We start from the raw sequence: 26,861 nt of genomic DNA on the forward strand, positions 1-26,861 counted from the left end.
GAGATGTGCCCGATTAAACTACCAACTGATGCACTTCGTAGTTGAATCTGCGAGGTTTTTGGCCTCTAGCCCCCATGGAATATGCACAAACAGCTATTAAAACAATAGCATACTGCCACTCTGCGGGCGAGCCCCGGTCAGCGCAGCTGGTCCACCACGGCCAAAATGGGCAGCAAGACGCTGGCCCCCAGCTTCCTTGACCGCTCGCCATTCCAGCCGACCCGCGCATCCGGCAGATCGGCGTTGTCCTTGAACGGCATCTCGATGGTGAAGGCCAGGCAATCAAAGTTCTGGCCCACCCAGTTGGTGGCAAGCGTTAGGTTGGCCTCGCCCGGCTTGGCGCGGCCATAGCCATGCGTGGTCTGGAAATCGGGACAGGTGGCGACCCAGGCCGCCTTGAAGGCGTTTTCCCATGCTTCCAGGCGCGGCGTGTAGCCCGGCGTGCCCTCGGTGCCGACGCAAAAGTTGTAGGGCAGGCCTTCATCGCCATGGACGTCCAGGCTCAGGTCCACACCGGTTTCCAGCATCTTCTGGCGTACCAGAAACACTTCCGGCGACTTTTCCAGACTGGGTGCTTGCCACTCGCGGTTCAGGTTGGCGCCGGCTGCATTGGTGCGCAGGTTGCCGCGCAGCGCGCCGTCCGGGTTCATGTTGGGCACCACGTAAAACACGCATTTCGCCAGCAGCACACGGGCCACCGGGTCGGCGCCATCGAGCAGGCGCGCCAGAAACCCGTCCACAAACCACTCGGCCATGGCTTCGCCGGGATGCTGGCGGGCGATCAGCCAGATTTTCTTTTTTTGCACCATCGGGGTGGCACTGGCGCCATCGGTGATGCGCAGCAGCGTCATGTCGCGGCCGTCCAGCGTCTGGCCCAGATGCTGCACCTCCACATGGTCAGACGCGGCGGTCCGGCCGATCAGGTCGAGATGGCGTTCATGCGAATAGGGCTCGAAGTAGGCGAAGTAAACGCATTGCGTCGCAGGGGTGATGTCGGCCGACATCACCTCGCCGTCAAAAGCGGTTCGGATGCGAAACCACTGCTGACGGTCATAACTGGCCACGACGCGGTAGTCCTGCCAGCCCTTGGGGTAAGCGCAGCGACCGGCGTTGAGAAAGCGCAGCGTCACCGCTAGCCCGCAAGCGCCTTGCAGCGAGAAGTGAAACCACTGCGCAAACTCACTGGCGTTGTCTTTTCTGATGTTGAGCTGGATGTCGCTGGCGTCAGCCAGGCTCAGAACCTCAATGGCACCAGAATCGAAGGAAGCGGAAATATGAAGTTGGGTCATGAGATCTCAATCTGGCAAATGCCGACCCTACCAGAGGTTTCAGTAGTCCGAAAATTCCAGGCCACGAAGCCAGCTCTGCGACCGCCTCAGGGGAAAAGCTTTGACAAGCCGTCAAGAACGGTCGACCAGTTCTTTTCGTAGTCGGCCCGGTGCGTCACATCTGCGGACGTCACGCCGCCAGTCAGATTGGCCTGACTCAGGGTGACCTTCGTCGACGTCCCTTGTGCGCCGAGCTGGAAACTAACGACGTGGTAGTTCTCGGGCACATCCGCCTGACCGGACAGCGCGCTCCAATGCGAGAAGCTCAGGAGTTGCTGCGGTATGACCGCGATTACCTCACCCTTGTCCTCATAAGGTTTGCCCTTGAATTCACCTTTCATGCGGATCGGGCTGCCAATCATCCAGTCAGTTTCGACATCCGCGCCAAAAAAGAACTTCTTCAGGGTCGCGGGCGTGGTCAGTGCCCGCCAGACGTCAGGCGCAGAGGCATGGATTGTTTTCTGTACCTGGGCGGTCAGTTCCTTCATGGCAGGCTCCGCGTCATCTACGGCCGACGCGTTGGAGGCCACGTCGTCGGGCAGCGCGACGTTACGGCGCGGATCGTGTTTCTCCAGCACCGTGGCCACCGCGCGCTTGAGTTTGACGACGGCGCCATGAATGGCCTGATGGGCGTTGCCGGCACGGTCTTTCACGACGACGGGGTCCAGCCCGACCAGCCTCGCCTCCAGGGTGCAATGAATCTCGTCTGGCGTGGCCTTGAGATGGCTGGTGGCGTCGGTGAGGTGCGCTTCAACCCGCGTGATCTGTTCACCAAAACGACCGAGCGCGTCCTTCACCACCGCGGTCAAGTGCTCGGCCATCTGGTGGCGCCCATCAACGTGCGGGTCAGTGTTCAAAAAAACTTGCATAGGTTCCTTCCTCGGTAGCGTGAACGCAAGTATGCACTCCTGTTGGGCAGGGGCTCACATCTTCGGGTTCTTCGGCGTGTCGGTAGCGGGGGAGCCGTCATCGCGCAGATTCTTGTTCGGTTTGATGGCCGGGGAGCCGGCGCCGCGACTGACGTCGACGTTGCCTTCGACCTGACGCAGCGCGTCATCCACCTCGTCGGTCGAGTGCTTGGAGGGTTCAATATGGGCGGGTTGTTCGCGAGTCATGATGTTTCCATTCTGTTGGTGACAGGGACCTTCAGTATTGGACGATGACCGTGCCGCGTCTGCCGGGCGGTAGCAGGTGCTACGGTAGGAACTGACCTACAGCCGCAGCTCGGGCCGCAACACGTTGGTTTCGGACCCCTCCGTTAAAAATGGGGCGGCAGCTCGTCACGCAGGTTGCGGGACACACCGGCGCCCCCGTCCACGGCGGGCTGTCGAAGCTGCGCGATCTCGCGCATGAGACTGTCAATTTGCTGCTGTTGACGGACGATGACCTGGTCCAGTTGATCCAGCAGATCTTCGGTGAAGCTGGCCTTGATCTCCAGATCGGTCAGGCGCTTATTCGTGTCGGGTGGGTTTTCCATGCCCCTATTGGACCTGAAAGGATAATCACCCCATGAGCACTACCGAACCAAAGACGGCCACGGCCGCCACCCCATCCTCCAGCAGCAGCTTCGCTACCCTGGCGCTGAGCCCCGCCACGCTGGCCAACCTGCAGCAACTGGGCTATCTGGAGATGACCCCGATCCAGGCCGCCAGCCTGCCCACCGCCCTGGCCGGCAAAGACCTGATTGCGCAGGCCAAAACCGGCAGCGGCAAAACCGCCGCCTTCGCCCTGGCCTTGCTGACCAACCTGAATCCGCGTCGTTTTGCCGTGCAAGCCCTGGTGCTGTGTCCGACGCGCGAGCTGGCGGACCAGGTCACCACCGAGATTCGCCGCCTGGCACGCGCGACGGATAACGTCAAGGTCGTCACCCTGTGTGGCGGCGTGGCGCTGCGCGGCCAGCGCGCCTCGCTGGAGCAGGGCGCGCACATTGTGGTGGGGACGCCGGGGCGCGTGATGGACCATCTGGCGCGTGAGTATCTGAACCTCGAAGCCCTCAATACCCTGGTACTGGACGAAGCCGACCGCATGCTGGACATGGGCTTCTTCGACGACATTGCCACCGTCACCAAGCAGTGCCCGAAAGAGCGGCAAACCCTGTTGTTTTCGGCCACCTACCCGGAAGGCATCGAGAAACTGGCCAAACAGTTCATGCGCGATCCGCTGCAGATCAAGGTCGAGTCGCAGCACACCGAGAGCCTGATCGAGCAACGGTTCTATGAGGTGACGCGTCACAACCGGCTGGCCACCGTGGCCCAGTTGCTGAATCACTTTCGCCCGATCAGCACGCTGGCTTTTTGCAACACCAAACAGCAGTGCAAGGACCTGGTGACTTTTCTGCAAGAGCAGGGCTTTAGCGCGCTGGCCCTGTATGGCGAGCTGGAGCAGCGCGAGCGCGACCAGGTGCTGGCGCAGTTTGCCAACCGCAGCTGCTCGGTGCTGGTGGCGACCGACGTCGCCTCGCGCGGCCTCGACATCACGCAGCTGGAGGCGGTGATCAACGTCGACATCACGCCCGATGCCGAGATTCACATTCACCGCATTGGCCGCACCGGCCGCGCCGGTGAAACCGGTCTGGCCCTGAGCCTGGCGAGCATGAATGAAATGGGCTTTGTCGGCAAGATCGAGCAGTATCAAAAGCGTGAATCGGTCTGGCACAAGCTCGACGAGCTCACGCCCACCGGCAAGGGGCCGCTGCTGCCGCCGATGGTGACGCTGCAGATTCTGGGTGGCCGCAAGGAAAAAATCCGGCCCGGCGACGTGCTGGGCGCCTTGACCGCCGATGCCGGCTACAGCCGCGAGCAAATCGGCAAGATCAACGTCACCGAATTCACCACTTTTGTGGCGGTAAAACGTGATATCGCACTGGAGGCCATGCAAAAACTCAACGCCGGCAAGGTCAAAGGCAAGAGCGTGAAAGTGCGGCTTTTATAGCCCCCGGACCTGTCAGGGAAACACCTACACCGTTTACAGCCGGGTTCTGACTTCAGTTCTGCAGGCCCGCGGCTACAGTTCTCCTAAGCGCTGAAGTATCTCTTGGGCGCTTTGACCCCACCGGAGAATCCTGATGAATAACACCGAACTTGCCCTGAACCCCTTCAGCCTGATGATGGAGCCCGAGCGTGTGTTGCAAACCATGGAACGTTCGCAGCAACTGCGCGGTCTGCGCCGCCACAAGCTGCGCCCGCTGGACAAGCCGCTGATTCCCTACACCAAGGAAGCGCTGGCCAGCCGCGCCGCCTTTGATGCCGCCATTGATGCGCAAGACCTGGAAGACCAGGCCAGCGCCTATCTGCTGAACTGATGAACTAACGGCGGCTCATTGCCCGCGGGCGGCCGCCGCCCGGAGCTTGTCTTTCTTGCTCGGGCGTTTGCCCTTGATGCCGCCGGTAGATGCGTCGAAGGGGATGCCGTCCGTTGACATGGCGGCCGGCACTGCGGTCTGCAGCGGCTCGAAGCCCTCCATCTGCTCCAGCGGCAAGTTCAGGCCCTGACGCTTCTCAATCAACCGAAAATGCGCTTCAGTGTCGGCGCTGACAAAGCTCAGGGCGACACCACTTTCCCCGGCCCGACCGGTGCGACCGATCCGATGGGTGTAATCCACGGCGGAGCGCGGCAGGTCAAAATTCACCACCACCGGCAATTGCGCAATGTCGAGGCCACGGGCCGCAACATCGGTGGCGATCACCACCTTGAGGCGCGAGGCCTTGAAATCCGCCAGCACCTGGGTGCGCTTGCCCTGGCTCAATTCACCATGGAAGGGCTCGGCGTAGATGCGGGCTTTGCGCAATTTGTCCGCCACCATCTCGGCGGCGTGTTTGGTCGCCACAAACACCAGCACGCGACTCCAATGGTTTTGTTGAATCAGGTGGCGCAAGAGCTGGGTGCGCCGACTCGCATCCACCGCAATCGCCCGTTGTGCGATAGCAGGCTGGGTCTGCGGCGTGGGCAGCACCTCGATGCGCACCGGGTCGCGCAGCAACGTCTGCGCCAGGGCTTGCACGGCCGGGGGGAAGGTGGCGGAGAAGAACAGATTTTGACGCTTCTCCGGCAACAGCGAGAGGATGCGCCCAAGCTCTTCGGAAAAGCCCATGTCAAACAAACGGTCTGCTTCGTCGAGCACCAACGTCGTGACACTACCCAAAACAAGCGCGTTATGGTGAACCAGGTCCAACAGACGCCCAGGCGTGGCAACCACAATGTCGGTGCCGCCGCGCAGGCGCATCATCTGCGGATTGATGGAGACGCCACCAAACACGATGGAAACCTTCAACGAGCGCGGCAGGTGCGCCGCCAGGCTGCGGATTTCCTCGCCCACCTGTGTGCAGAGTTCGCGCGTGGGCACCAGGATCAGCGCGCGCACCCGGCGCAGGCTCTCCAGCGGGGCATTTTCCAGCTGTTGCAACAGCGGCAGGGCAAAGGCCACCGTTTTGCCCGAGCCGGTTTGCGCCGAGCCCAGCACGTCGCGGCCCTGCAAGGCGGCGGGAATCGCCGCCAACTGGATGGGCGTGGGTGTCAGATACGCTTTGGCGCCGACGGCGCGCAGGAGGGACGGGGACAGGCCCAATGAGGAAAATGGCATGGGCTGGAGTTTAAGCTGCCGGGCCGCTGGGGTGGTTCATGGCGGTCTCGTCGCATAATCGAAGGCTTGCAAACACACCCGTCTGGGGTGAAATCAGGCGAATCAGTTGGGGACCTGGCTGAAGGTTTGTCCCGCAACATTCTCAAGAGGCTACCGTGAAAAAGACATTCAAACTCAACATCGAAGGCAAACACCGTGACCGGGTGCTGGAAGCCACCAAGCATGAAATCCGGAAATACGTCAAAAGACAAAGACGCGTGCCGCTGCCCGAGGGCGTGGACTATTGGGATTTCGACTGCAAGTTCGGCACCAGCGCCGAGAACGCGACCGTGGTTCACTTCGCGACCATCACGAGTTTGATTGACGCGGTCGCCCAGGCCGGCGGCGACGCGTTTTATCTGGAGCTACTGGCCAAAAACGGCTACCGCAGCGCCAAGGCGGCGGGCACCGGCGATACCGATCAGGACCAGCCTTAAGTTTGGAGTTGGCAGGCTTCGGCGGCGGTGCAAGCCAAGACCGGCGATAATCACTGGTTTTCTAAAACTAACTGGAGTTATTTCATGGCCCGCATCATCCGTACCGAAGCAGACCGCATCGCGACCCCCCGTCCCGTGCCCCCCAAAGGCGTGTGCTTCACCGCCGGCAAAGGCCAATTGCGCAGCCTGGAACGTGGCGCAGCCACCAACAGCAAGAAAAACCCCGGCAAGCGCTGCAAAAAGGGCGGTTAAGCGTCCACCAGGCCGGCATTCCTGATCGGTTGGGGACAGAGCTAAGGATCTGTCCCGCAAACTTACATGTTTCGCCGGTACTGCCCGCCCACCTCAAACAGGGCGTTTGTGATCTGGCCCAGCGAGCAGACGCGCACGGCGTCCATCAGCACCTCAAACACGTTTTTGTTCTCGATCACCGCCTGCTGAAGACGTTTCAGCATGGCGGAGGATTCGTTCGCGTGCAGCGCATGAAACTCCGCCAAGCGTTTCAACTGACTCTGTTTTTCCTCGTCGGTGGAACGCGCCAGCTCCAGCGTGTCATGCACGGCGTCGCCATGCGGGTTGCGGAAGGTATTGACGCCAATGATGGGCAGCTCGCCAGTGTGTTTCAGCATCTCGTAGTGCATCGACTCGTCCTGAATCTTGCCCCGCTGGTAGCCGGTTTCCATGGCGCCCAGCACGCCGCCGCGCTCGGCGATGCGCTCGAACTCCAGCAGCACCGCTTCTTCCAGTAGCTCGGTCAGCTCCTCGATGATGAAAGCACCCTGCGACGGGTTTTCGTTCTTGGCCAGGCCCCATTCCCGGTTGATGATGAGCTGGATCGCCATGGCGCGGCGCACCGAGTCTTCGGTCGGCGTGGTGATGGCTTCGTCGAAGGCGTTGGTGTGCAGGCTGTTGCAGTTGTCGTAGATGGCAATCAGCGCCTGCAGCGTGGTACGGATGTCGTTGAACTGGATTTCCTGTGCGTGCAGACTGCGGCCGCTGGTCTGGATGTGGTATTTGAGCTTCTGGCTGCGTTCATTGGCGCCGTATTTTTCCTTCATCGCCACCGCCCAGATGCGGCGCGCCACGCGGCCCATCACGGTGTATTCAGGATCCATGCCGTTGCTGAAGAAGAAGCTCAGGTTCGGCGCGAAATCGTCAATGTGCATGCCGCGCGCCAAATACGCCTCGACAAAGGTAAAGCCATTGCTGAGCGTGAACGCCAACTGGCTAATCGGATTCGCGCCCGCTTCGGCGATGTGATAGCCGCTGATGGAGACCGAGTAGAAGTTGCGCACGCGGTTGTGCACAAAATACTCGGCAATGTCGCCCATCACTTTCAAAGAGAATTCGGTGGAGAAGATACAGGTGTTCTGGCCCTGGTCTTCTTTCAGGATGTCGGCCTGAACGGTGCCACGCACCTTTTCCTGCACCCACTCCTTGATCTTTTCCAGTTCGGTGTCGGTCGGCTCACGGCCATTGTCTGCCTTGAATTTGTCGATATTCTGATCGATGGCCGTGTTCATGAACATGGCCAGAATGCTGGGCGCCGGGCCGTTGATGGTCATGCTGACGCTCGTTGACGGGCTGCACAAGTCAAAGCCGCCGTACAGCACTTTCATGTCGTCCAGCGTGGCAATGCTCACGCCGCTGTTGCCGACTTTGCCGTAGATATCGGGCCGTGGATCGGGGTCGTTGCCATACAGCGTGACCGAATCAAACGCGGTGGACAGGCGCTTGGCCGCCATGCCCGAGCTCAACAATTTGAAGCGCGTGTTGGTGCGAAACGCGTCGCCCTCGCCGGCAAACATGCGAGTCGGATCTTCACCTTCGCGCTTGAAGGCAAAGGTGCCGGCGGTGTACGGGTAGCTGCCGGGTACGTTGTCCAGCGTCAGCCATTTCAGGATTTCGCCCTGGTCTTCGAATTGGGGCAGCGCCACTTTGCGAATGGTGGTGCCGGAAAGCGACTTGGTGGTGAGTGCCGTGCGGATTTCCTTGTCGCGAATTTTGACAACGTATTCGTCTCCCGCGTAGGCGGCCTGCATGGTGGGCCATTGCGCCAGCAGCTTGCGTTCGCTCGCACCCAGATGCGCCTCGCGTTGCGCCGCCAGATCCATCACCGCCTGATAGGCATTGGCCTTGTTCGCATCATCGAGCTTGAGCATGCGGCCGGATTCCCGCAACTGCTGGATTTCACGCGCCAATCTTGCCTGGCTGCGCGCGCGCTTTTTGTAGCTGCGCACGGTGTCGCTGATTTCAGCCAGGTAGCGGGTGCGCGCGGCCGGCACCACCGGGGTCTGATTCGTGCTGTGACGCACCGACACGGTGGGCAGCAGATTGGAAGCCGCCAGCTTCAAGCCCAACGCCGCCAGACGGACTTTCAGCGCCTGGTACAGGGCGGTGACGCCGTCGTCGTTGAAGCGCGCCGCCATGGTGCCAAACACCGGCATTTGCTCCGCGGGTGTGGTCCAGGCCTCCTTGTTGCGCTGCACCTGCTTGGCGACGTCGCGCAGGGCATCCAGCGCACCCTTGCGGTCGAATTTGTTGATGGCGACAAACTCGGCGAAGTCCAGCATGTCGATTTTTTCCAGCTGGCTGGCCGCACCAAACTCCGGTGTCATCACATACAACGGTACATCGACATGCGGCACGATCGCCGCGTCGCCCTGGCCAATGCCCGAGGTTTCCACCACGATCAGGTCGAAGCCCGCCACCTTGCAGGCCGCAATTACGTCGGGCAGCGCGGCACTGATTTCAGAACCGAAGTCGCGCGTGGCAAGTGAGCGCATGAAGACCCGCTGGCCCGAATCTTTTTCCGTTCGGGCTGAGCTTGTCGAAGCCTGCGCAAGCCCTTCGACAAGCTCAGGGCGAACGGAAGTTTTCCACGGCCCAATCGCGTTCATGCGGATGCGGTCGCCTAGCAGCGCGCCGCCGCTCTTGCGCCGTGATGGGTCGATGCTGATGACGGCCACCCGCAAACTGTCGTTCTGGTCCAGCCGCAGACGTCGAATCAGCTCATCGGTGAGCGAAGATTTGCCGGCGCCGCCGGTGCCGGTGATGCCCAGAACCGGTATCTTTTTGATAGCAGCTGCCGCCCGTATTTCCTGGGTCAGCGCCGTTAATTGCTCGGAAGGCGCGCCTTTGCCTTCGCCCGCCGCTTTTTCGTTTTCCAGCGCCGTGATGAGTTGCGCCAGGGCGCGCCAGCTCATTTCGCTGTGCCCCTGGATGGCGGCCATGTCTTTCGGTGCGTAGGCGGACAGATCTTTGTCGCAGCGCATCACCATCTCGCCAATCATGCCGGCCAGCCCCATCCGCTGGCCATCTTCCGGACTGAAGATGCGGGCCACGCCATAGGCCTGCAGTTCACGAATTTCCGGTGGCACGATGACGCCACCGCCGCCACCGAACACCTGGATATGGGAGCCGCCGCGCTCTTTGAGCAGGTCGACCATGTATTTGAAATATTCGACGTGCCCGCCTTGGTAAGAGCTGATGGCGATGCCTTGCGCGTCTTCCTGCAAGGCGGCGGTCACCACCTCGTCCACGCTGCGATTGTGTCCGAGGTGAATCACCTCGGCGCCCATGCCCTGCAAGATGCGGCGCATGATGTTGATGGCGGCGTCATGCCCGTCGAACAGGCTGGCGGCGGTGACAAAGCGTACCTTGTTGACAGGGCGGTATTGGCTCAGCGCCTTGAATTCAGCGGACAAGTCGGTCATGGTGGAGCTCCGGAGATAGCAAGGTAAACGGGTTACGGAGTCAGCATCAGAACCGGATTCGCTGACTTGACGTTTACGTAAACGTCAATCTTAGCGCTTTTCCCAAAAAAGGGGCGCTTGCGCGCCCCTGCTGATGGAAAACCGTTCACGATCTGCCCGTCGGGCAGACGCTGCGGAGCTGCCTACCCCCCCAGATAAGCCGCCTTGACCGCCGGATCATCCTTGAGCTTGTCCGCCGGCCCGTGGACTGAAATGCGGCCATTCTCAAGCACATAGCCGTAGTCCGCCACCTTGAGCGCCGCCGCCGCAAACTGCTCAACCAGCAGCATGGTGACGCCCTGGCTTTTGAGCCGGGAGATGATGTTGAACACCTCCTCCACAAGAATCGGTGCCAGGCCCATGGACGGCTCATCCAGCAGGAACACCTCGGGGTTGAGCATGACAGCACGCGCCATGGCCAGCATTTGCTGCTCGCCGCCCGACAAGGTGCCGGCCAGCTGGTGCGTGCGCTCTTTAAGGCGCGGGAACATCTCCAGCGCTTTTTGCAGATCGGACTCGACATCGCCTTTGGGTCGTGCGTTGGTGTAGCGCACAAACGCCCCCAGACGGATGTTGTCGAGCACGCTCAACGTGGGAAACACGCGTCGGCCTTCGGGTGAGTGGGCCAGGCCGCGTTTGGCGATCTGGTGCGAGTCCAGACCGGTAATGTTCTGACCCGCCAGGGTGATCCTGCCGGACACCGGTTTGATCATGCCCGACACGGCGCGCATGGTGGTGGTTTTGCCGGCCCCGTTGGAGCCGATCAGGGTGACGATTTTGCCCTTGGGCACCTGGATTGAAACACCGTGAAGTACTTCGACCTTGCCATAACCGGCTTGTAAATTTTCAATGGTGAGCATGTTGAGTCTTCTCCGCAATCAATGCGCTTCTGCGCCGCTGCCCAGATAGGCCTCGATCACGGCCGGGTTGCTTTGTACATCGGCCGGTTTGCCCTCCGCAATCTTCTGGCCGAAGTCGAGCACGGACACGGTGTCTGAAATCCCCATCACCACATCCATATGGTGCTCAATCAGAATCACCGTGATGCCATGGTCGCGGATTTTCTGGATCATCTTCATCAACTCAGGCAAGTCCGCCGGCGGCAAGCCGGCCGCCGGTTCATCGAGCAGCAACAGGCTGGGATTCAACCCCAGGGCGCGTGCAATCTCCAGCATGCGCTGCTTGCCATAAGGCAGATTTCGCGCCTGCTCTTCGCTCAAGCCGGTCAAACCCACAAATTCCAGCAAACTCGCCGCCTGCTCACGCGCTCTGGCATCTTCCCGTTTGTAGCGAGGGGTGCGCAGCATCACATCCAAGGTATTGCTTTTAAACGTGTGGTGCAAGCCCACCAGCACGTTGTCGGTCGCCGTCATCTCGCCAAAAAGCTGGACGTTCTGAAACGTGCGTGCAATGCCGGACAAGGCAATGCTTGAGGGCGTCTGGCCCGTCACCGTTTGTCCGTTAAAGACCACCTTCCCGGCGGTAGGCTGATAGATGCCGGTGAGCACGTTCATCATGGTGCTCTTGCCCGAACCGTTGGGGCCAATGAGTCCGTGAATCGATCCGCGCCCAATGCTTAAGTCCACTTGATTCAGAGCTTTGAGGCCACCGAACTGCATCAAGACCTGCCGAACTTCCAGCAGCGGGCCTGAGCCAGCGGCAGCCGCCGTATGGGGAGGGGTCCAGGCGCTGACCTTGGCGCCTGGGGTTTTGACGCTGGCGTGCGCTGCAGGCTTGGCAAAGCGCACGAAAAGGTCCCGCGCAAAACCCACAACGCCATCTTGCAGGTAATAGACCACGAACAGGGTCATCAGACCAAAAATGGTCAGCCGCCAATCGGTGATGTTTTCAAGCTGGAAGGAAAACCCCGCCATGGCCACCGTAGCCACCACCGGCACCGCCAGCTCGCGCACGGTTTTGACTTTTTTCGCGAGGTTGTAAGCGGCCATGCCGCAGACCGCGACTGCCAGCACGCTGGCGATCTTGCGGAAGAGTTCAATGTCCGACAGCAAGCTGGGCAACATCACCACAATCACGGCACCAATCAGGGCACCCGAGCGGGTTTTGCGCCCCCCCATGATGACCGCCAACAGGAACATGATGGTCAACTCGAAGTTGTAGGTGTTGGGCGAAATGTATTCTTCGGAATAGGTGTACAGCGCACCTGCCAAGCCAGCCAGACCGGCGCTGATCACAAACGCATAGACTTTGTACATGTAGACCGAAACTCCCATGCAGTCACATGCGACCGGGCTGTCGCGCAAGGCTTCAAAGGCGCGGCCCAGTTGGGATTTCAGGATGCGATGCACCACCACCAGCGCCAGCACCATCAGCACGGCCACGACGTAGAAGTACTCCACCTCGTTCAGTTTATGGCCCAAGAAAATGGGTTTGGCCACCTTGATGCCAATCGGGCCTTCGGTCAAAAACGTCATCTCATTGATGAGAATCTGGATGATGGTGCCAAAGGCCAGCGTCACCATGGCGAGGTAGGGGCCGGTCACCCGCAAGGCCGGCAGCGCCAACACCGCGCCGAACATGGCGGTGACGCCAATGGCCGCCGGTACCGCCAGGAAAAAAGGCACGCCCAGCTTGAAGAACAGCGCACCGGCGGCGTACGAACCGACACCGAACAGACCGGCATGACCGAGCGACACCTGGCCCGTGTAGCCCACCACGATGTCCAGCCCGAACAGCAGGATGGCGTAGATCAGAATGGTCTCGACGAGGTGAACGTAGTACGGGTTGGGCACCAGCACCGGGAACAGCCCCAGGGCCGCGATGCCCAGCACCGCCAGAAAGAACGATTTGCTTTGAATTTTCATGGTGTCCTGTATCCGTCAAACCTTCTTGATGGCCATCTTGCCAAACAGCCCGGCGGGCTTGACCGCCAGCACCAGCAACAACAACACCAGCCCCGGCACGTCCTTGTAGCCGGTGGAGATGTAATAACCGGTGGTGGTTTCCGCAATGCCCAGAATCAGGCCGCCCACAATCACGCCCACTCCTGAAGTCAAGCCCCCGATGATGGCGACGGCAAAGGCCTTGAGCCCGAGCACCGAGCCCATCGTGGCGCCCGTCAGCGTCAGCGGGGCCACCAGCACGCCCGCCACGGCCGCCGTCACCGACGACAGCGCATAGGAGAACGTGATCACGGCACCGGTGTTGATACCCATGAGCGAGGCTGCATCCCGGTCATTGGAGGTGGCAACCACCGCTTTGCCGTAAATCGATTTTCGGTTGAAAATCTCAACGATCGCCATCATGGCCAGAGCGCCGACCACGACCACGATTTCCATTGGCAACACATTGGCGCCGAACAGCTTGATGGGCGCCTCCGACAGCGGGGACGGGAACTTCAGATCGTCCTTGCCCCAGATATTTTCTGCGACATTCTTGAAAATGATGGCCAGCGCGATGGTGGACATGATCCAGCCAAACTCGCTTTTGATCTTGATGGCAGGACGGATCGCAATCCACTCCACCAGTGCGCCTTGCGCCGCGCCAAACACCGCCACCACCGGAATCATCACCCAATAGTTGAGGTAGGGGCCGCCATGGATCGTGCCCGCCAGCGACAGGCCCACCAGCGCCCCCAGCATCAATGACTCGCCCTGACCGAAATTGAGCGTGCCCGAGGTCGCGAAGGTGAGCTGGTAACCAAACGCAATCACGCCATAAATCATGCCCAGCGCGACGCCGCTGTAGATGAGCTGCAGAAAAATTTCCATACCTAACCTCACATAAAAACCGATATGCCCGTGCAACCGTGCCCAGAACGCCAAAAAAAGCCGGTGGGCACCGGCTTTTTTTTCAGGAGCGCTTGAGGTGGCGCCTACTTCTTCACGGCCTTGGTGCGAACTTCGCCACCCTTTTTCTTGTCTTCGTCATAGGCGTAAACCACCCTGCCATCCTGCACCTTGCCGATCACCGCCATGTTGAGAGTGATCGCCTCGTGGTCGGCTTTGGTGAACGGATGGTTGTAGGTGGTGACGACGCCTTCCACTGGGGCCTTCAGGTCTTCCAGTGCCGCCAGCACTTTGGGGCCGTCGGTGCTGTTGGCTTGCTTGATCGCGGCGGCCAGCAAATAAACCGAGTCGTAACCCTGCGCCGCAGAGACTGGCGAAGGAATGCGGGTGACCTTGTAGGCCTTCTGATAGGCGTCAATGAAACTCTTGCGCTTGGGCGTATTGGGTTCCTGGATGAAGGTTTGCGGCATCAGGGCGCCGTCGGCATTTTTTCCGGCGTTGTCAATGAAATTGCCCATGGACAAGGTCCAGGAACCCATTATGGGGACCTTCCAGCCGAGCTTGATCATGCCGTTGGCAATTTGCGCCAGCTCCGGGCCAATGCCGTAAGTGATAACAACCTGTGCGCCGGCTTCTTTGGCCTTGAGCAGCTGGGGCGTCATGTCCACATCCTTGATGTTGTACTTCTCAATGGCAACGGCGGTAATGCCTTTTTCCTTAAGCGCTTTTTCCAGGTCAGCACGACCCAACTGACCATAGTTGGTGGAGTCCGCCAGAATGGCGACCTTGGAGAATTTTTTACGGCCAATGAGCTCTTCCACAATCATGGCGGACTGGATGGTGTCATTGGCCGAATTGCGGAACACATAGTTCTCGGGCTGGTCCGCAAACTGCTTGGTGATGGTGGTCGCGGTGGCCACGTTGTTCATCACCGGAATCTTGGCTTCCTGGTAAAAACGCTGGGAAGCCAACGACACGCCGGAATTAATGTAGCCGACGGTGGCCACCACTTTTTCCTTGTTGATCAGTTCCTGGGCAATTTGAACGCCGCGCTCATTCTTGGCCTCGTCGTCACGCTCGATCATTTCGATCTTGCGACCCAACAAACCACCCTTGGCGTTGATCTCGGTAACGGCCAGCTTGGCGCCATCGCGCATGGAAACGCCCATTGGGCTGGAACCACCGGTCAGCGGACCTTGCAAGCCGATTTTGATGTTGTCAGCGGCAAAGCTCATGGCCGCGACGGCCAGGGCGACGGAACTGAAAGCCATATTTCGCACAAATTTCATGCGATTCTCCAAGTAGTAGTGTTGTGGGACGGACGGGAAACAACCGTCCGCCATGAGATTGTGCGGCGATCACGCCGCGCTTTCCTAGGTAAAAACCATGACGACGCCGTTTTTTATTTCAATGGAATTGGAAAATATTTTCAGGTGATGGCAGGCAACCGTTTTGCAGGAGGTTTGCTGGCAATCACGGTGAAGGAGGCATAAACTGCCTCTGCGCAGCGGGCGTACCCGCGTGCCAAACCCGTTTTCGGTTCGCCCTATTGACACCCATAGGAAGGCGTACGATGGACAGACGCACTTTCTTCCAGAAACCGACCTATGCGATCCAGTATGTGGCGGCCTTGGGCAAGGGTGGGCGCAACATCCCGCTGGACAAGGCGCTATCTGGCTCAAGGTCAACGGGCAGACCAAGCAAAGCGCCAAGCTGAGCCAGAGGATCTGGTCCGTGGCCGAACAGATCGCCAAGCTGTCGGAAGCGTTCGAGCTGTTCCCCGGCGACATCATCTACTCGGGCACGCCCGAGAACGTGGGGCCGGTGGTGGTCGGCGATATCATCGACATGCACGTCGACGGCCTGCCTGGACTCAGCGTGAAGATCGTTTAGCAACCAACCCCTCCAAACTAAAATACATTCCAACGATTCCGGATTTGCCATGCAACCCATCCAGCTTTTTGACCCGGCCTCAAGCACCTACAGCTACGTCCTGTTTGACGAAACCAGCCGCGATGCACTCATCATCGACCCGGTCGATGTGCAACTGGAACGCGATCTGGCAACGCTGCGCCAATATGGTCTCAGGCTGCTCTGGACCATCGAAACCCACGCCCACGCCGACCACATCACGAGTGCCGGGCAGCTGGCCGAGCTGGCGGGCGCCCAAACCGCGGCACCGGCGGCCTGTGGCATCAGCACGGCGGCGGTGCAACTGAAAGATGGCGACACGCTGCAATTTGGCGAGGAGCAGATCCGGGCCTTGCACACGCCCGGACACACCGCAGGCAGCATGAGCTACTTGTGGCGCGACCACGTTTTTACCGGTGACTGCTTGCTGATCAACGGCTGTGGTCGTACCGACTTTCAGTCCGGCAGCGCCGAGGCGATGTACCACAGCCTGACGCAGGTTCTATTTGCGCTGCCCGAAGCCACCACGGTCTGGCCAGCACATGACTACCAGGGACGCAGCCACTCGACCATCGGCGCCGAGAAGACCGGCAACGCACGGGTGGCGGGAAAGACGCTGGCCGAGTTCAGCGCCATCATGGCGGCGCTGCATTTGCCAAAACCCAAACGCATTGACGAAGCGGTGCCGGCCAACCTGAGCTCAGGCCTGCGCCATGACGCGGGTGGCGAGGCAAGCTCAAGCGCGCGTTCCGCGCCGGGCTACGCGGGCGATGTGTCGCCCCAGCTCGCTTGCCAATGGTGGCAGGCTGGCGACGCGGTGCTGGTGGACGTGCGCAGTGATGCGGAACGGGAGTGGGTCGGTTTTGTGCCGGGCGCCACAGCGCTGGCCTGGAAGCAATGGCCAGGCATGGTGATGAATGCCGACTTTGACGAGGGCCTGCGGGCGGCGGTGCCGGCGGGCAAAAAAGTGGTTTTATTGTGCCGCAGCGGCGTGCGCTCCATCGCCGCCGCCAAACGCGCGACCGAGCTCGGGCTGGAGGCCTACAACATCCTCGAAGGTTTTGAAGGCGATCCGGATGCGCACGCGCAGCGCGGGCGCAAAGGCGGCTGGCGCTATCACGGTTTGCCCTGGCGCCAGGGCTGAAGCAACCTCGCGCTCACACCGCCGCCGTGCTCATAGCACGGGGACTACCGGTGGCTTGCGCGTCAACACCTCCTGTGCCGCCTTCTCATAGGCATGCGCCAGTTGCAGCAGCTCAAAATCACCATGCGGCCGGCCTATCAGCTGCATGCCCATGGGCAAGCCACGTGCATCAAACCCGACCGGCACGCTGATGCAGGGCAAGCCCGCAAAGGTGGCGTAAATCACGACTTCCATCCAGCGGTGGTAGCTGTCCATCGCAACGCCGTTGATCTGACTGGGCCAACGCTGCTCCGCCGCAAAAGGCCAGACTTGCGACACCGGCAGCGCCAAAAAATCATGTGTTTCAAACAGCGAGAGCATGTGCTGGTAAAAGGCCGTGCGCTGCACGCTGGCGCTCAGGAATTCGTGACCGGTGAGGGTACGCGCCTGCTCGTGTTCCCACAAAGCCTCGGGCTTGATCAGCGCGCGGTTCTTGGGGCTCAACAAAAACGGGGCAATGCGCGCGGCCACCAGCGCACGACGCCAGATCAGCCAGGCTTGCCAGATTTTCTCCGGCGGCGTTCCCAGCGCTAGCGGCGCCACCGCGCAGCCCAAGGCCGCCAGGCGAGCCAGCCCGTGTCCGCAGACGTCCAGAATGCCGGGCTCCATGGCCAGGTAGCCCGACAGGTCCCCGAGCCAGCCCACTCGCACTTTTTTGCAGTCAAATTCGTCCAGAGCCCCCGTGAAACGGGCGCCATCAGCTATCGAAAGAGGAGCGCGCGGGTCAAAACCCGCTTGTACATCGAGCAGATTCGCCACATCGCGCACGCTGCGTCCCATCGGCCCTTCGGTGCCCAGCTGGCTGACCCAGGCATCCGGCGCCGGCCACATCGGCACCCGGCCCTGGCTGGGACGCAAGCCGAAGACGTTGTTCCAACCGGCCGGGTTGCGTAGGCTGCCCATGAAATCCGAGCCGTCGGCCACCGGCAACAGGCGCAGCGCCAGCGCCACGGCGGCACCGCCACTGCTTCCCCCCGCCGAGCGCGAGGGATCATAGGCATTGCGGGTGATGCCAAACACCTCGTTGAAGGTATGCGAGCCCAAGCCAAACTCCGGCGTGTTGGTCTTGCCGATCACGATGCAACCGGCCGCTTTCATGCGCTGCACCATCAAGCCGTCGTCTTGCGGCACAAAGTTGCGCATCAGGGGCGAGCCCAGCGTGGTCGGAATGCCTGCCGTGTTGCAGAGATCCTTGATGGCCTGCGGCATGCCATGCATCCAGCCCATGGACTCACCCCGCGCCAGCTGCGCGTCGCGCTCGTCGGCCTGGCGCAACAGCAGATCGCCATCCTGCAGACTCACAATCGCCAGGTGCCGGGGGTTGACCTCTTCAATGCGACTCAAATAAGCCTGCATCACCTCGCGACACGAAACCTGCCCCGCATGAAGGGCTCGCGACAGTGAATGGGCGGAGAGTTCGACAATGGACATGGCTTACCGATCTGGGGTGCGACCGAGTTTAGAACGTCCCGCACTGGACTGGCCCGGCCAGCCAGGCGCCGCCGGTTTGATGATAATGAGGCCATGACATTCCTGGCAATTGACGTTGGCAACACCCGCCTGAAGTGGGCGCTTTACCAAACACCTCATCCGGCCGCGACCCTGCTCGCGCATGGCGCCGAGTTTCTTGAAAACATTGACAAGCTGGCCGACGGCGCCTGGGCCACCCTGCCTCACCCTCAGCGCATGCTGGGTTGCATCGTGGCGGGCGACGCCCTGAAACGCCGGGTCGAGGAGCAGATGGAAATTTGGGATGCGGCCCCGCAATGGGTGGTGTCCAGTGCGGCCGAAGCCGGCCTGACCAACGGCTACGACTTTCCCGCGCGCCTGGGCGCCGACCGCTGGGTGGCGATGATCGGTGCCTGGCACCGCTTGCTGGCGCAAGGCCCGGCGCAACCGATGGTCGTGGTCATGGTGGGCACGGCGGTGACGGTGGAGGCGATTGATGCCGACGGCAAGTTTTTGGGCGGCTTGATTCTGCCCGGCCACGGCATCATGCTGCGCGCCCTCGAATCCGGCACCGCCGGCTTGCATGTGCCGACCGGCGACGTGCGCGAGTTCCCGACCAACACCAGTGACGCGCTCACCAGCGGCGGCACCTACGCCATTGCCGGCGCCGTGGAACGCATGGTGCAGCACGTGCGTGCCCACTGCGGCGTCGAGCCCAAATGCATCATGACCGGCGGCGCGGGCTGGAAAATGGCCCCCAGCATGTCGGTGCAGTTCGAGCTGGTGGACAACCTGATTTTCGACGGCTTGCTGGAGATGGCGGCGCGCCGCTTTGGCGCTTAAGCAAGCGCCAAAGCCTCACTCCAGTACCTGCCCCAGTCGGCTCCATCGCACGCCCAGCGCGTCCGAAGAACAGGCGATGCCCTGCCAGCCCCGTGATGCCCATCAAACAGTGGTTTTGAGCCATTCCTCGGCCAGCCGCACCCAATAGGTGGCCCCCAGCGGAATCAACGCATCATTGAAGTCATAGCTGGCGTTGTGCAACATGCAGGGGCCGCCGCCGTGCCCCATGTCCCGATGCGCACCATCGCCGTTGGCGATGAAACTGTAGCAGCCGGGTTTGGCCAGCAACATGTAGGAAAAATCCTCCGCCCCCATGGTGGGTTCCTGCACCTGAACGTTGCTCTCCCCGACGATGCTTGCCATCACCTGGCGCGCGAACTCGGCTTCTTTGGCACTGTTGATGGTGGGCGGGTAGTTGCGATCAAACTCAAACTCGCAAGTCGCCTCGAACGCGGCACAGGTGTGCTCGGCGATCTGTTTCATGCGCTGCTCGATCAGATCCAGCACCTCCAGCGAAAAGGTACGTACCGTGCCCTGCAACTCGCAACTGTCGGGTATGACATTGGTCGCCTCACCGGCGTGGATCATGGTGACTGAAATCACCCCGGCATCAATTGGCTTCTTGTTGCGGCTGATGATGGTTTGAAAGGCCTGCACCATCTGGCAGGCCACCGGCACCGGGTCCAGACCCAAATGCGGCAAGGCCGCATGGCCGCCCTTGCCACGAATGGTGATCTTGAACTCATTGCTCGATGCCATCACCGGCCCCGGACTGACGGCGAATTTACCCACTTCAGAGCCGGGCCAGTTGTGCATGCCAAATACCGCCTCCATCGGGAATTTGTCAAACAAACCGTCCTTGATCATCTCGCGCGCGCCGCCACCGCCTTCCTCGGCGGGCTGAAAAATCAGGTACACCGTGCCATCAAAATGACGCTGCCGGGCGAGATGCTGGGCCGCGGCCAACAGCATGGCGGTGTGCCCATCATGACCGCAGGCGTGCATCTTGCCCGGGTGCTGGCTGGTGTGGCTGAAGGTATTGAACTCCTGCATCGGCAGGGCATCCATGTCCGCGCGCAGGCCAATGGCACGCCCGGAGCTACCGTGTTTGACGATTCCCACGACACCGGTGCCACCCATGCCGCGGTGGATCGGGATCCCCCACTCGGTGAGCTTTTGCGCCACCACGTCGGCGGTGCGGGCCTCTTCAAAACACAACTCGGGGTGGGCATGAATATCCCGACGAATGGCGGCAATACCCGCCGCCTCGGTCACGATCGAATCAATCACTTTCATGGGTGCTCCTAATAGCATTCAATTTGCACCGTTGACTTCTGGGTTTGAGCCGTGATGTCGCTGACGCTGCTGGGTTTGTTGCTGATCGGGAGCGTGCTGTAGTCCACTGCGTGCGCATCCAGAAACCCTGAAACCGTGGCCAGGTTGATGCCGAAATTGACGTTTTGAGCCCCGATTGGCCCGCTGGACAGCAAGCGCGCCCTGACAATGCCGACCAGCAGGCCATTGTTGTCAAAAATAGGGCCGCCGCTGGAGCCCGGCTGAACCGTTGCCGACATCTGGAAAGCCGAGGTGTCGTCGTTGGCGCCGCTCAGGGCATTCACGATACCCGTGGTGACAATCGGCCCGGAGGACAGTAGGCCGCGCAAGGGGTAGCCAATGGCGACGACTTCGTCACCCAGTCGTATGCTTTTGCCGACCCTGAAATTGCTGGCAGGCAGCGGATTGCCTTCCAGGCGCAACAGCGCCAGGTCGTTTTTTGCGTCTTTCGCGATAACCTTCACATCGGTTCCCAGCGGCTGTATGCGTATTTTTTCGCAGTGTTGCACCACGTGTTCGTTCGTCACGATGTCGCCATGTCGGCTGACGACCACCCCGCTGCCGTAAACGCCTTTGCGTGCAGCCGACTGACCCGCCGTGGCGACGGCCAGCAGGGCGTTGATGGCGTTTTTCGCGACAACCGTTTTTGACTGCTTGCCAGCCTCATCCTGCTCGGCCTGCGACAGAATTTTGGCGAGGCGCTCGCGGCCTTCGGTCGACGATTTGACAAGCTCGGCCGGCACGTTGGACGGGACCGCCGCGTACCATGCGTAGGCCAGGTTTGGATTTCTTGCCAGCCCGCCGCGACCAAATTCATAGACGCTGGCAATCCATGCGTAGCCCTGATAGCTCCCCAGTGCGGCCGCTTTTTTAAACCAGCGCAAGGCCTCCGCACCGTCTGGCGAAACGCCGCGGCCCAAGGCGTACAGCCGGCCGGTCGAGACCATGGCCATCGTGTTGTGCAGCTCCGCGGATTTTTTGTACCAGTCCAGCGCGATCAGAGGGTCCTGGGCCAGGCCGGCTTTGCCATTTTCGTAAAAAAACCCCAACCAGTTCATGGCCGACGCATCCTTCTGCGTGGCGGCTTCCTTGAACCAGGTCAGCGCAACGGTTTCGTTTTTTTCGTATCCATAAACGCCGTTGCCAATCCAGGCGCCGAACTGGGACTGCGCTGGCGCATACCCTTTCTCCGCCGCTTGCTTGACCAGCTCTATTCCCTTGGCCTCATTTTTGTTGACCAGATTGCCGTACAGGTACAAGAGTCCGAGGACGAAAGTTCCCCGGTTGGAGCCATTCTCATGGGCCTGCAGGATGTACTCACGCGCCTTGAGTTCATCGCGCGGTCCACCCCGGCCCCGCATCAGCATGTCACCCATCAGGGCCATCGCCTCGGCATCGCCTTGGCTTGCGGGCTCTGCCAACTCCTTGCGGGCATCCGCGTACTGCGCTTTGGCGAAGGCCTCCTTACCTTCAGGCATACCGGCTTGCGCGGCGGCGGCGATCATGGCGATACAGCAAACAAAATAATTTGATTTATTCAAAATACACCCGTGCGAATTGTTGTGCGGAGAGGCGAAGAGGCCAATGAGCCGAGCCGACACGGATAGAAAATTCAACCGTCTGAATCCAAGTATCGCAGCCGTTGGCCTGGCCAGCAAGCGTCGATTCCCTTATTCGAATCCTGTTCAACTCAGCTCCGACACATAGTCCGACACGGCGGGCCGCCGGCGCACCGGCTTATGGTGCGTTACGGTGCCGATGTTGATACAGCACACGGCCCGCTCGTTCTCGGCCAAACCGAACAGTTCGCGTAAAGCCCGTGACGCCAACGCCTGGCCGCTGGTCAGGCCGGTGCCAAAACCCGCTGCATGGGCCGAGAGCACGATGTTCTGAATAGCGCAACCCAAGGACACCAAACGCTCCGCATCGCCGACCTCAACTTCAGTCGATTCGGGATGCTGAGCCCCACGCGCAGGCGCGATGTCCCACGGTGCGGTACCGTCTATGAGTCGGGCTATCGCCAGCATCAGAAAAGGAGCACGGTAAGCCTTTTCGCGCGCATTTTCGATTTGCAATGGCGTGGCGTTCGGGTCGCGCGCCACCAGGGCCAGCCCAAACACCTCGGCCAGCCGCTCGCGCCGGGCCTTGGGCACCACGACGAAGCGCCAGGGCAGCAACTGGCCGTGGTCAGGCGCGGCGGCGGCAGCCCCCAGAATGTCTTGCAGCTGTTGTGCCGTGGGTCCGGGCTCGTCCAGACGCCGCGGCGAGACGTTTTGGCGCGAATGGATCAGGGCATTGGCAAATTCCGATAACTCGCGGCCAGAAGGCAAATCCATCAGGCGTTCCTTGGTTGTGAGCAGCAAGCACGCGGCTTGGGCTTGGATGTCTGCCGGGTATGGCAGTGTATCGGCGCCGGCCAGCGCGTCGCGTTGACACTTGAAATGCTATAAAGATGCGATGAACACACCAATACATCATTTCAGCGATCTCTTTGCGCAATTGGGTCTGCCTTGCGATGCGCCGGGCATCCGGCAGTTCATCGCGACGCACACGCCGCTGGCGGCGGACGTCAAGCTGGCGGATGCGCCGTTCTGGACGCCCGCGCAGGCCACTTTCTTGCACGAAGCCTTGCATCAGGATTCGGATTGGGCCGAACTGGTCGATCAACTCAATGCGTCCCTTCGCCCGCCGGAGATCAAAAGCAAGTGAGTGCGGGACACGACCACGCTCACCAGCACGACCACGCCCCCGCGAACTTCAACCGGGCCTTTGCCATTGGCATTGCGCTCAACATCATTTTCGTGACCATTGAATCGTTTTACGGCTGGCGGGTCAACTCGCTGGCCTTGTTGGCCGACGCTGGCCACAACCTGAGCGATGTGGCCGGGCTGGTGCTGGCCTGGGGCGGTGCGCTGGCGGGCAAGTTGCGCCCGAGCGCCCGCAAAACCTATGGCTGGAAGCGCGGCACCATTCTGGCGGCCTTTGCCAACGCCTTGCTGCTTCTGGTGGCCATGGGGGCCCTGGTATGGGAAGCGATCGGCCGCCTGATCTCGCCGGAGCCCCTGCTGGGGGCACAGGGCGTGACCATCATGCTGGTAGCCGGCGTGGGCATTGTGATCAACACGGCGACCGCCTTGCTGTTCATGCGCGGTCGCGAGAACGATCTGAACATACGCAGCGCCTTCCTGCACATGGCCGCTGATGCGCTGGTGTCGGCCGGCGTGGTGGTCGCAGGTGCGCTGACGCTGTGGCGGGGATGGGTCTGGCTGGATCCGGTGGTCAGTCTGGCGATCGCCGTCGTGATCGTGCTGGGGACCTGGAGTCTGTTCCGCCAGTCGCTTCATATGCTGTTTGACGGGGTGCCGGACAGCGTGGACCCGCAGGCCGTTCGTGACTGCCTGGCGGCGCTCCCCGGCGTGACGCTGGTGCATGACCTGCACATCTGGGCGACCGGCACCTCGTACATCGCCATGACCGCGCATCTGGTGATGCCGCAGGGGCACGCCGACGATGCTTTTTTGAAGCATGCGACGGATCAGTTGCATGACCGCTTCGAGATCACCCATGTCACTTTGCAGGTAATGAAAGAGCCTTTCACGATAGCGTGTGCAGAACCGGCGCAGGCGCCCGTGCCGCATCATGGACACGCCCACTGACAGTTACCCCGCCGTTTGACGGTCAAACCGTTCAGCGGGCAGGCATCGGACTATTTCAGCAAAGCGGATCAATGCCACGGCTTTCCCGTTATTTGTTGCGTTAACGCAAAGTCGCGACGCGAACAGAACTGAAAATTAGATTCCAGTTCGATAAGAAGGGGAAGTGTGCTCGTTCGCAGAGTGCAAAACTTTATTGTCAGCATGGCAATGGTCTCAATGGTTCGTCGCACTCTTTTCACAATAATTGACCGTGTCCACCACAGAAAATGATCCCGCCCTGACCGACTACGCGAGCCGGGTGGATGCCCTTGTCGAACTGAGGTGCCGGGAATGCTTGTTCAAGATGCAGCCTTTGGAGCACGCCATCCTGGCCAGCGCCAACGTCTCGATCATTGCCACCGACGAAAAAGGCGCCATTCAAATGTTCAACGCCGGTGCCGAACGCATGCTGGGCTATCGGGCCGCCGACGCCTTGAACAAGATCACGGTTTCCGATCTGTTCGATGCGCAGGAAATGATGGCACGTGCCAAAGAATTGAGCGTGGAGATGAAAACCACGATAAAGCCGGGCTTCGAGACCTTGATCTTCAAGGCCGCCTGCGGGATGGGGGACATCTATGAATTAACCACCATCCGCAACGATGGCAGCCGTTTTCCGGCCGTCGTGTCGGTCACGACGCTGCGCAACGACGAGGGCGGCACCCTTGGATTCTTGTTGTTGGTCACCGACAATTCCGCGCGCCAGCGCCTCGAATCGGATCGGACCGAGGCGCTGGCCGTCGCGCAGAAGGCAAGCCGGGCGAAATCAGAGTTTATCTCCAGCATGAGCCATGAATTGCGCACGCCGCTCAACTCCATCCTGGGCTTCGCCCAACTCATTGAGTCTGGTGCGACGGAACCCACGCCCTCGCAAAAGCGAAGCCTCGAACAGATTCTCAAGGCCGGTTGGCACCTGCTGGAACTGATCAACGAAGTCCTCGATCTCTCGCTGATCGAGTCGGGCAAGGTGAGAATGTCGCGGGAGCCGGTCTCCTTGGACGACGTCATGCTCGAATGCCGGGCCATGATCGAGTCGCAGGCAGACGTGCGCGGCATTGGCTTGAGTTTTCAAGAACTGGCGCTACCCAACTTTGTCCAAGCCGACAGGATCCGACTTAAACAGGTTCTCATCAACCTGCTTTTCAACGCCATCAAATACAACAAACCGGGCGGCGCGGTTGCCGTGGAGTGCGCCCTGATCTCCCCGGATTCGATTCGTATCAGTGTGAGGGACACCGGCTTGGGCATGACCCAGGAACAGCTGGCGCAACTTTTTCAGCCGTTTAATCGACTTGGCAAGGAGTCCGGCGCGGAGGAAGGCACGGGTATGGGCCTTGTGGTGACCAAGCGCTTGGTTGAACTGATGGGGGGCACCATTGGCGTCGGCAGCACCCTCGGGGTGGGGAGCGTATTCTGGGTCGAATTGAGTCGAACGACGGCACCGCAGTTGGCACTTGACGAAGGCGAGGGTGCTGTGCCGGTATCGCCACAATTTCGGGATGGCGCGCCGCCTTGCACCCTACTCTACGTGGAAGACAATCCGGTCAACCTGGAACTGGTCGAGCAACTCATCGCGCGTCGGCCCGATATACACCTGCTGAGTGCGAAGGACGGCATCCGCGGCATCGAGATGGCGCGCGCTTCTCTCCCCGACGTCATCCTGATGGACATTAACCTGCCAGGCATCAGCGGTATCGAGGCGCTGAAAATCCTTGCCAAAGACCCGTCAACAGCCCCTATTCCCGTCATCGCGCTCAGTGCCAAAGCGGTGCCCGTTGATATCGAAGTCGGTCTCCAAGCCGGATTCTTCCGCTACCTCACCAAGCCCGTCAAGGTGAGCGAGTTGATGGACACCTTGGACCTGGCGCTGAAGTTTGCGAAGAACGCAAACGACGCTCGCGGCCAACAAGAAGTAAGTGCCCGTAGAAACGGACGGCCGGCGAATTGAATCTACTGACTCACAACTTCAAGGAAAAACCATGGGCTTGGGAACTATTCTGTTGATCATTCTGATCCTGATGCTGATCGGTGCCATCCCGGCCTGGCCGCACAGCAGGAGCTGGGGCTACGGGCCCAGCGGTGGATTGGGGTTGGTCGTGATCATCATTATCGTGCTGCTGTTGATGGGACGGCTGTAGCGGCAACTCAGACACGATGCCCTTGCGCATCAATCACGGCTTCGCCATCTTCCTTGCTGAAGGCCCTCAATTGCGGCTGGGGCAGAATGTCCAGCACGGCTTCGGACGGCCGACACAAGCGCGTGCCCAAGGGCGTGACCACCAACGGGCGGTTGATGAGGATCGGGTGCGCCAGCATGAAGTCGATCAAGGCGTCGTCACTCCATGTCGGATTGTCGAGGGCCAGTTCCTTGTAGACGGCTTCCTTGCTGCGCATGACTTCGCGCACCGGCGTTCCCATGGCGGCAATCAGCGCCACCAGCTCCGCGCGGGTGGGCGGTGTTTCCAGGTAGCGGATGACACGGGGTTCGACACCGGTGTTGCGAATCAGCGCCAGCGTGTTGCGCGAGGTGCCGCACTGGGGGTTGTGATAAATCGTGA

The 26,861-nt window shown here is 60.7% G+C and carries 25 protein-coding genes and 2 pseudogenes; 12 read left to right on the forward strand and 15 right to left on the reverse strand.

The annotated features are described in order from the left end of the window. Positions 1-137: 137 nt before the first annotated feature. The 4 genes from B3V69_RS08905 to B3V69_RS08920 all read right to left on the reverse strand — a co-directional run bounded on the left by B3V69_RS08905 (position 138) and on the right by B3V69_RS08920 (position 2,805). Positions 138-1,289, reverse strand: a complete 1,152-nt coding sequence (locus B3V69_RS08905) for a M14 family metallopeptidase (RefSeq protein ID WP_296445744.1) — start codon at positions 1,287-1,289, stop codon at positions 138-140. Between the two features lie 86 nt (positions 1,290-1,375). Then, positions 1,376-2,197, reverse strand: coding sequence for an SRPBCC domain-containing protein (locus B3V69_RS08910; protein WP_296445747.1), 822 nt, complete (start codon positions 2,195-2,197; stop codon positions 1,376-1,378). A gap of 54 nt (positions 2,198-2,251) precedes the next feature. Next, positions 2,252-2,443 carry a hypothetical protein gene (locus B3V69_RS08915; protein ID WP_296445749.1) on the reverse strand — a complete coding sequence of 64 codons (192 nt, stop codon included), beginning with the start codon at positions 2,441-2,443 and terminating at the stop codon, positions 2,252-2,254. Between the two features lie 143 nt (positions 2,444-2,586). Further along, the gene (locus B3V69_RS08920) at positions 2,587-2,805 is read right to left on the reverse strand and encodes a SlyX family protein (protein WP_296445751.1); all 219 of its coding nucleotides are present in this window, start codon (positions 2,803-2,805) and stop codon (positions 2,587-2,589) included. Positions 2,806-2,837: 32 nt separating this feature from the next. Here B3V69_RS08920 and dbpA point away from each other — a divergent pair, with 32 nt between their 5' ends. Together dbpA and B3V69_RS08930 are read left to right on the forward strand one after the other, a co-directional pair. After that, on the forward strand, positions 2,838-4,259 hold the full coding sequence (dbpA, locus tag B3V69_RS08925) for an ATP-dependent RNA helicase DbpA (protein WP_296445753.1): 1,422 nt from the start codon (positions 2,838-2,840) through the stop codon (positions 4,257-4,259). A 133-nt stretch (positions 4,260-4,392) separates the two neighbouring features. Next, on the forward strand, positions 4,393-4,629 hold the full coding sequence (locus tag B3V69_RS08930) for a hypothetical protein (protein ID WP_296445755.1): 237 nt from the start codon (positions 4,393-4,395) through the stop codon (positions 4,627-4,629). Positions 4,630-4,644: 15 nt separating this feature from the next. Here B3V69_RS08930 and B3V69_RS08935 read toward each other — a convergent pair whose 3' ends face one another. Beyond that, positions 4,645-5,907, reverse strand: a complete 1,263-nt coding sequence (locus B3V69_RS08935) for a DEAD/DEAH box helicase (protein ID WP_296445756.1) — start codon at positions 5,905-5,907, stop codon at positions 4,645-4,647. Between the two features lie 155 nt (positions 5,908-6,062). Between B3V69_RS08935 and B3V69_RS08940 the strand changes: the two genes are divergently transcribed. Together B3V69_RS08940 and B3V69_RS08945 are read left to right on the forward strand one after the other, a co-directional pair. Then, positions 6,063-6,383, forward strand: a complete 321-nt coding sequence (locus B3V69_RS08940) for a DUF6172 family protein (RefSeq protein ID WP_296445758.1) — start codon at positions 6,063-6,065, stop codon at positions 6,381-6,383. An 84-nt stretch (positions 6,384-6,467) separates the two neighbouring features. After that, positions 6,468-6,635 carry a hypothetical protein gene (locus tag B3V69_RS08945; RefSeq protein ID WP_296445759.1) on the forward strand — a complete coding sequence of 56 codons (168 nt, stop codon included), beginning with the start codon at positions 6,468-6,470 and terminating at the stop codon, positions 6,633-6,635. A 62-nt stretch (positions 6,636-6,697) separates the two neighbouring features. Here B3V69_RS08945 and icmF read toward each other — a convergent pair whose 3' ends face one another. From icmF to B3V69_RS08970, 5 genes are all read right to left on the reverse strand, one after another. Continuing rightward, a complete protein-coding gene (icmF, locus tag B3V69_RS08950; protein ID WP_296445761.1) occupies positions 6,698-10,099 on the reverse strand; it encodes a fused isobutyryl-CoA mutase/GTPase IcmF in 3,402 nt (1,133 codons plus the stop codon). 182 nt (positions 10,100-10,281) lie between these two features. Further along, entirely contained in the window at positions 10,282-10,998 is a 717-nt protein-coding gene (locus tag B3V69_RS08955; protein ID WP_296445763.1) for an ABC transporter ATP-binding protein, read from the reverse strand. Positions 10,999-11,016: 18 nt separating this feature from the next. After that, positions 11,017-12,963, reverse strand: coding sequence for an ABC transporter permease subunit (locus B3V69_RS08960; protein ID WP_296445764.1), 1,947 nt, complete (start codon positions 12,961-12,963; stop codon positions 11,017-11,019). 15 nt (positions 12,964-12,978) lie between these two features. After that, positions 12,979-13,869, reverse strand: a complete 891-nt coding sequence (locus B3V69_RS08965) for a branched-chain amino acid ABC transporter permease (RefSeq protein WP_296445766.1) — start codon at positions 13,867-13,869, stop codon at positions 12,979-12,981. A 104-nt stretch (positions 13,870-13,973) separates the two neighbouring features. Then, positions 13,974-15,176 (reverse strand): ABC transporter substrate-binding protein, encoded by a 1,203-nt coding sequence (locus B3V69_RS08970; RefSeq protein ID WP_296445768.1) that lies wholly within the window; start codon positions 15,174-15,176, stop codon positions 13,974-13,976. A 376-nt stretch (positions 15,177-15,552) separates the two neighbouring features. On the opposite strand from B3V69_RS08970, the pseudogene B3V69_RS08975 reads away from it, so the two are divergent. The 3 genes and pseudogenes from B3V69_RS08975 to B3V69_RS08985 all read left to right on the forward strand — a co-directional run. Next, positions 15,553-15,780 (forward strand): annotated as a pseudogene (locus tag B3V69_RS08975) (fumarylacetoacetate hydrolase family protein); the annotation flags it as partial. A gap of 49 nt (positions 15,781-15,829) precedes the next feature. Then, positions 15,830-16,330 (forward strand): annotated as a pseudogene (locus B3V69_RS20655) (MBL fold metallo-hydrolase); the annotation flags it as partial. Positions 16,331-16,504: 174 nt separating this feature from the next. Further along, complete coding sequence (locus B3V69_RS08985; protein WP_296445786.1) at positions 16,505-16,942, forward strand: rhodanese-like domain-containing protein; 438 nt, start codon at positions 16,505-16,507, stop codon at positions 16,940-16,942. A 30-nt stretch (positions 16,943-16,972) separates the two neighbouring features. Here B3V69_RS08985 and B3V69_RS08990 read toward each other — a convergent pair whose 3' ends face one another. Beyond that, positions 16,973-18,412 (reverse strand): amidase, encoded by a 1,440-nt coding sequence (locus B3V69_RS08990; protein WP_296445770.1) that lies wholly within the window; start codon positions 18,410-18,412, stop codon positions 16,973-16,975. A gap of 93 nt (positions 18,413-18,505) precedes the next feature. On the opposite strand from B3V69_RS08990, the gene B3V69_RS08995 reads away from it, so the two are divergent. Further along, on the forward strand, positions 18,506-19,273 hold the full coding sequence (locus B3V69_RS08995) for a type III pantothenate kinase (protein ID WP_296445772.1): 768 nt from the start codon (positions 18,506-18,508) through the stop codon (positions 19,271-19,273). A 102-nt stretch (positions 19,274-19,375) separates the two neighbouring features. On the opposite strand, the gene B3V69_RS09000 is transcribed toward B3V69_RS08995, so the two are convergent. The 3 genes from B3V69_RS09000 to B3V69_RS09010 form a co-directional block, all read right to left on the reverse strand. Further along, a complete protein-coding gene (locus B3V69_RS09000; RefSeq protein WP_296445774.1) occupies positions 19,376-20,569 on the reverse strand; it encodes a M20 aminoacylase family protein in 1,194 nt (397 codons plus the stop codon). Positions 20,570-20,577: 8 nt separating this feature from the next. Beyond that, the gene (locus tag B3V69_RS09005) at positions 20,578-22,113 is read right to left on the reverse strand and encodes a tetratricopeptide repeat-containing serine protease family protein (RefSeq protein ID WP_296445776.1); all 1,536 of its coding nucleotides are present in this window, start codon (positions 22,111-22,113) and stop codon (positions 20,578-20,580) included. Between the two features lie 180 nt (positions 22,114-22,293). Continuing rightward, entirely contained in the window at positions 22,294-22,944 is a 651-nt protein-coding gene (locus B3V69_RS09010; protein WP_296445777.1) for a nitroreductase family protein, read from the reverse strand. A gap of 121 nt (positions 22,945-23,065) precedes the next feature. On the opposite strand from B3V69_RS09010, the gene B3V69_RS09015 reads away from it, so the two are divergent. The 4 genes from B3V69_RS09015 to B3V69_RS09030 all read left to right on the forward strand — a co-directional run bounded on the left by B3V69_RS09015 (position 23,066) and on the right by B3V69_RS09030 (position 26,441). Next, a complete protein-coding gene (locus tag B3V69_RS09015) occupies positions 23,066-23,317 on the forward strand; it encodes a DUF2789 domain-containing protein (RefSeq protein WP_296445779.1) in 252 nt (83 codons plus the stop codon). Continuing rightward, the gene (locus B3V69_RS09020; protein ID WP_296445781.1) at positions 23,314-24,264 is read left to right on the forward strand and encodes a cation diffusion facilitator family transporter; all 951 of its coding nucleotides are present in this window, start codon (positions 23,314-23,316) and stop codon (positions 24,262-24,264) included. Before B3V69_RS09015 ends, B3V69_RS09020 begins: the two co-directional genes overlap by 4 nt. A 343-nt stretch (positions 24,265-24,607) precedes the next feature. Beyond that, positions 24,608-26,251, forward strand: coding sequence for an ATP-binding protein (locus B3V69_RS09025; RefSeq protein WP_296445788.1), 1,644 nt, complete (start codon positions 24,608-24,610; stop codon positions 26,249-26,251). Between the two features lie 31 nt (positions 26,252-26,282). Beyond that, positions 26,283-26,441 (forward strand): DUF3309 family protein, encoded by a 159-nt coding sequence (locus tag B3V69_RS09030; protein ID WP_296445783.1) that lies wholly within the window; start codon positions 26,283-26,285, stop codon positions 26,439-26,441. Positions 26,442-26,448: 7 nt separating this feature from the next. Here the strand turns inward: B3V69_RS09030 and arsC are convergent. Beyond that, positions 26,449-26,861 (reverse strand): arsenate reductase (glutaredoxin) (arsC, locus tag B3V69_RS09035; RefSeq protein WP_296445784.1); only part of this gene is annotated, 413 nt, incomplete at its 5' end.

The sequence above is a fragment of the Rhodoferax sp. UBA5149 genome (assembly GCF_002413825.1).
GTDB lineage: Bacteria > Pseudomonadota > Gammaproteobacteria > Burkholderiales > Burkholderiaceae_C > Rhodoferax.

Coding starts and splice junctions, on each gene's coding strand:
- dbpA (WP_296445753.1), top strand. CDS start 2,838: ATGAGCACTACCGAACCAAAGACGGCCACGGCCGCCACCCCATCCTCC.
- icmF (WP_296445761.1), bottom strand. CDS start 10,099: ATGACCGACTTGTCCGCTGAATTCAAGGCGCTGAGCCAATACCGCCCT.
- B3V69_RS08945 (WP_296445759.1), top strand. CDS start 6,468: ATGGCCCGCATCATCCGTACCGAAGCAGACCGCATCGCGACCCCCCGT.
- B3V69_RS08915 (WP_296445749.1), bottom strand. CDS start 2,443: ATGACTCGCGAACAACCCGCCCATATTGAACCCTCCAAGCACTCGACC.
- B3V69_RS09010 (WP_296445777.1), bottom strand. CDS start 22,944: ATGGATTTGCCTTCTGGCCGCGAGTTATCGGAATTTGCCAATGCCCTG.
- B3V69_RS09025 (WP_296445788.1), top strand. CDS start 24,608: ATGCAGCCTTTGGAGCACGCCATCCTGGCCAGCGCCAACGTCTCGATC.
- B3V69_RS09015 (WP_296445779.1), top strand. CDS start 23,066: ATGAACACACCAATACATCATTTCAGCGATCTCTTTGCGCAATTGGGT.
- B3V69_RS08960 (WP_296445764.1), bottom strand. CDS start 12,963: ATGAAAATTCAAAGCAAATCGTTCTTTCTGGCGGTGCTGGGCATCGCG.
- B3V69_RS08995 (WP_296445772.1), top strand. CDS start 18,506: ATGACATTCCTGGCAATTGACGTTGGCAACACCCGCCTGAAGTGGGCG.
- B3V69_RS08905 (WP_296445744.1), bottom strand. CDS start 1,289: ATGACCCAACTTCATATTTCCGCTTCCTTCGATTCTGGTGCCATTGAG.
- B3V69_RS08970 (WP_296445768.1), bottom strand. CDS start 15,176: ATGAAATTTGTGCGAAATATGGCTTTCAGTTCCGTCGCCCTGGCCGTC.
- B3V69_RS09005 (WP_296445776.1), bottom strand. CDS start 22,113: ATGATCGCCGCCGCCGCGCAAGCCGGTATGCCTGAAGGTAAGGAGGCC.
- B3V69_RS08930 (WP_296445755.1), top strand. CDS start 4,393: ATGAATAACACCGAACTTGCCCTGAACCCCTTCAGCCTGATGATGGAG.
- B3V69_RS09030 (WP_296445783.1), top strand. CDS start 26,283: ATGGGCTTGGGAACTATTCTGTTGATCATTCTGATCCTGATGCTGATC.
- B3V69_RS08965 (WP_296445766.1), bottom strand. CDS start 13,869: ATGGAAATTTTTCTGCAGCTCATCTACAGCGGCGTCGCGCTGGGCATG.
- B3V69_RS08955 (WP_296445763.1), bottom strand. CDS start 10,998: ATGCTCACCATTGAAAATTTACAAGCCGGTTATGGCAAGGTCGAAGTA.
- B3V69_RS09000 (WP_296445774.1), bottom strand. CDS start 20,569: ATGAAAGTGATTGATTCGATCGTGACCGAGGCGGCGGGTATTGCCGCC.
- B3V69_RS08910 (WP_296445747.1), bottom strand. CDS start 2,197: ATGCAAGTTTTTTTGAACACTGACCCGCACGTTGATGGGCGCCACCAG.
- B3V69_RS08920 (WP_296445751.1), bottom strand. CDS start 2,805: ATGGAAAACCCACCCGACACGAATAAGCGCCTGACCGATCTGGAGATC.
- B3V69_RS08990 (WP_296445770.1), bottom strand. CDS start 18,412: ATGTCCATTGTCGAACTCTCCGCCCATTCACTGTCGCGAGCCCTTCAT.
- B3V69_RS08935 (WP_296445756.1), bottom strand. CDS start 5,907: ATGCCATTTTCCTCATTGGGCCTGTCCCCGTCCCTCCTGCGCGCCGTC.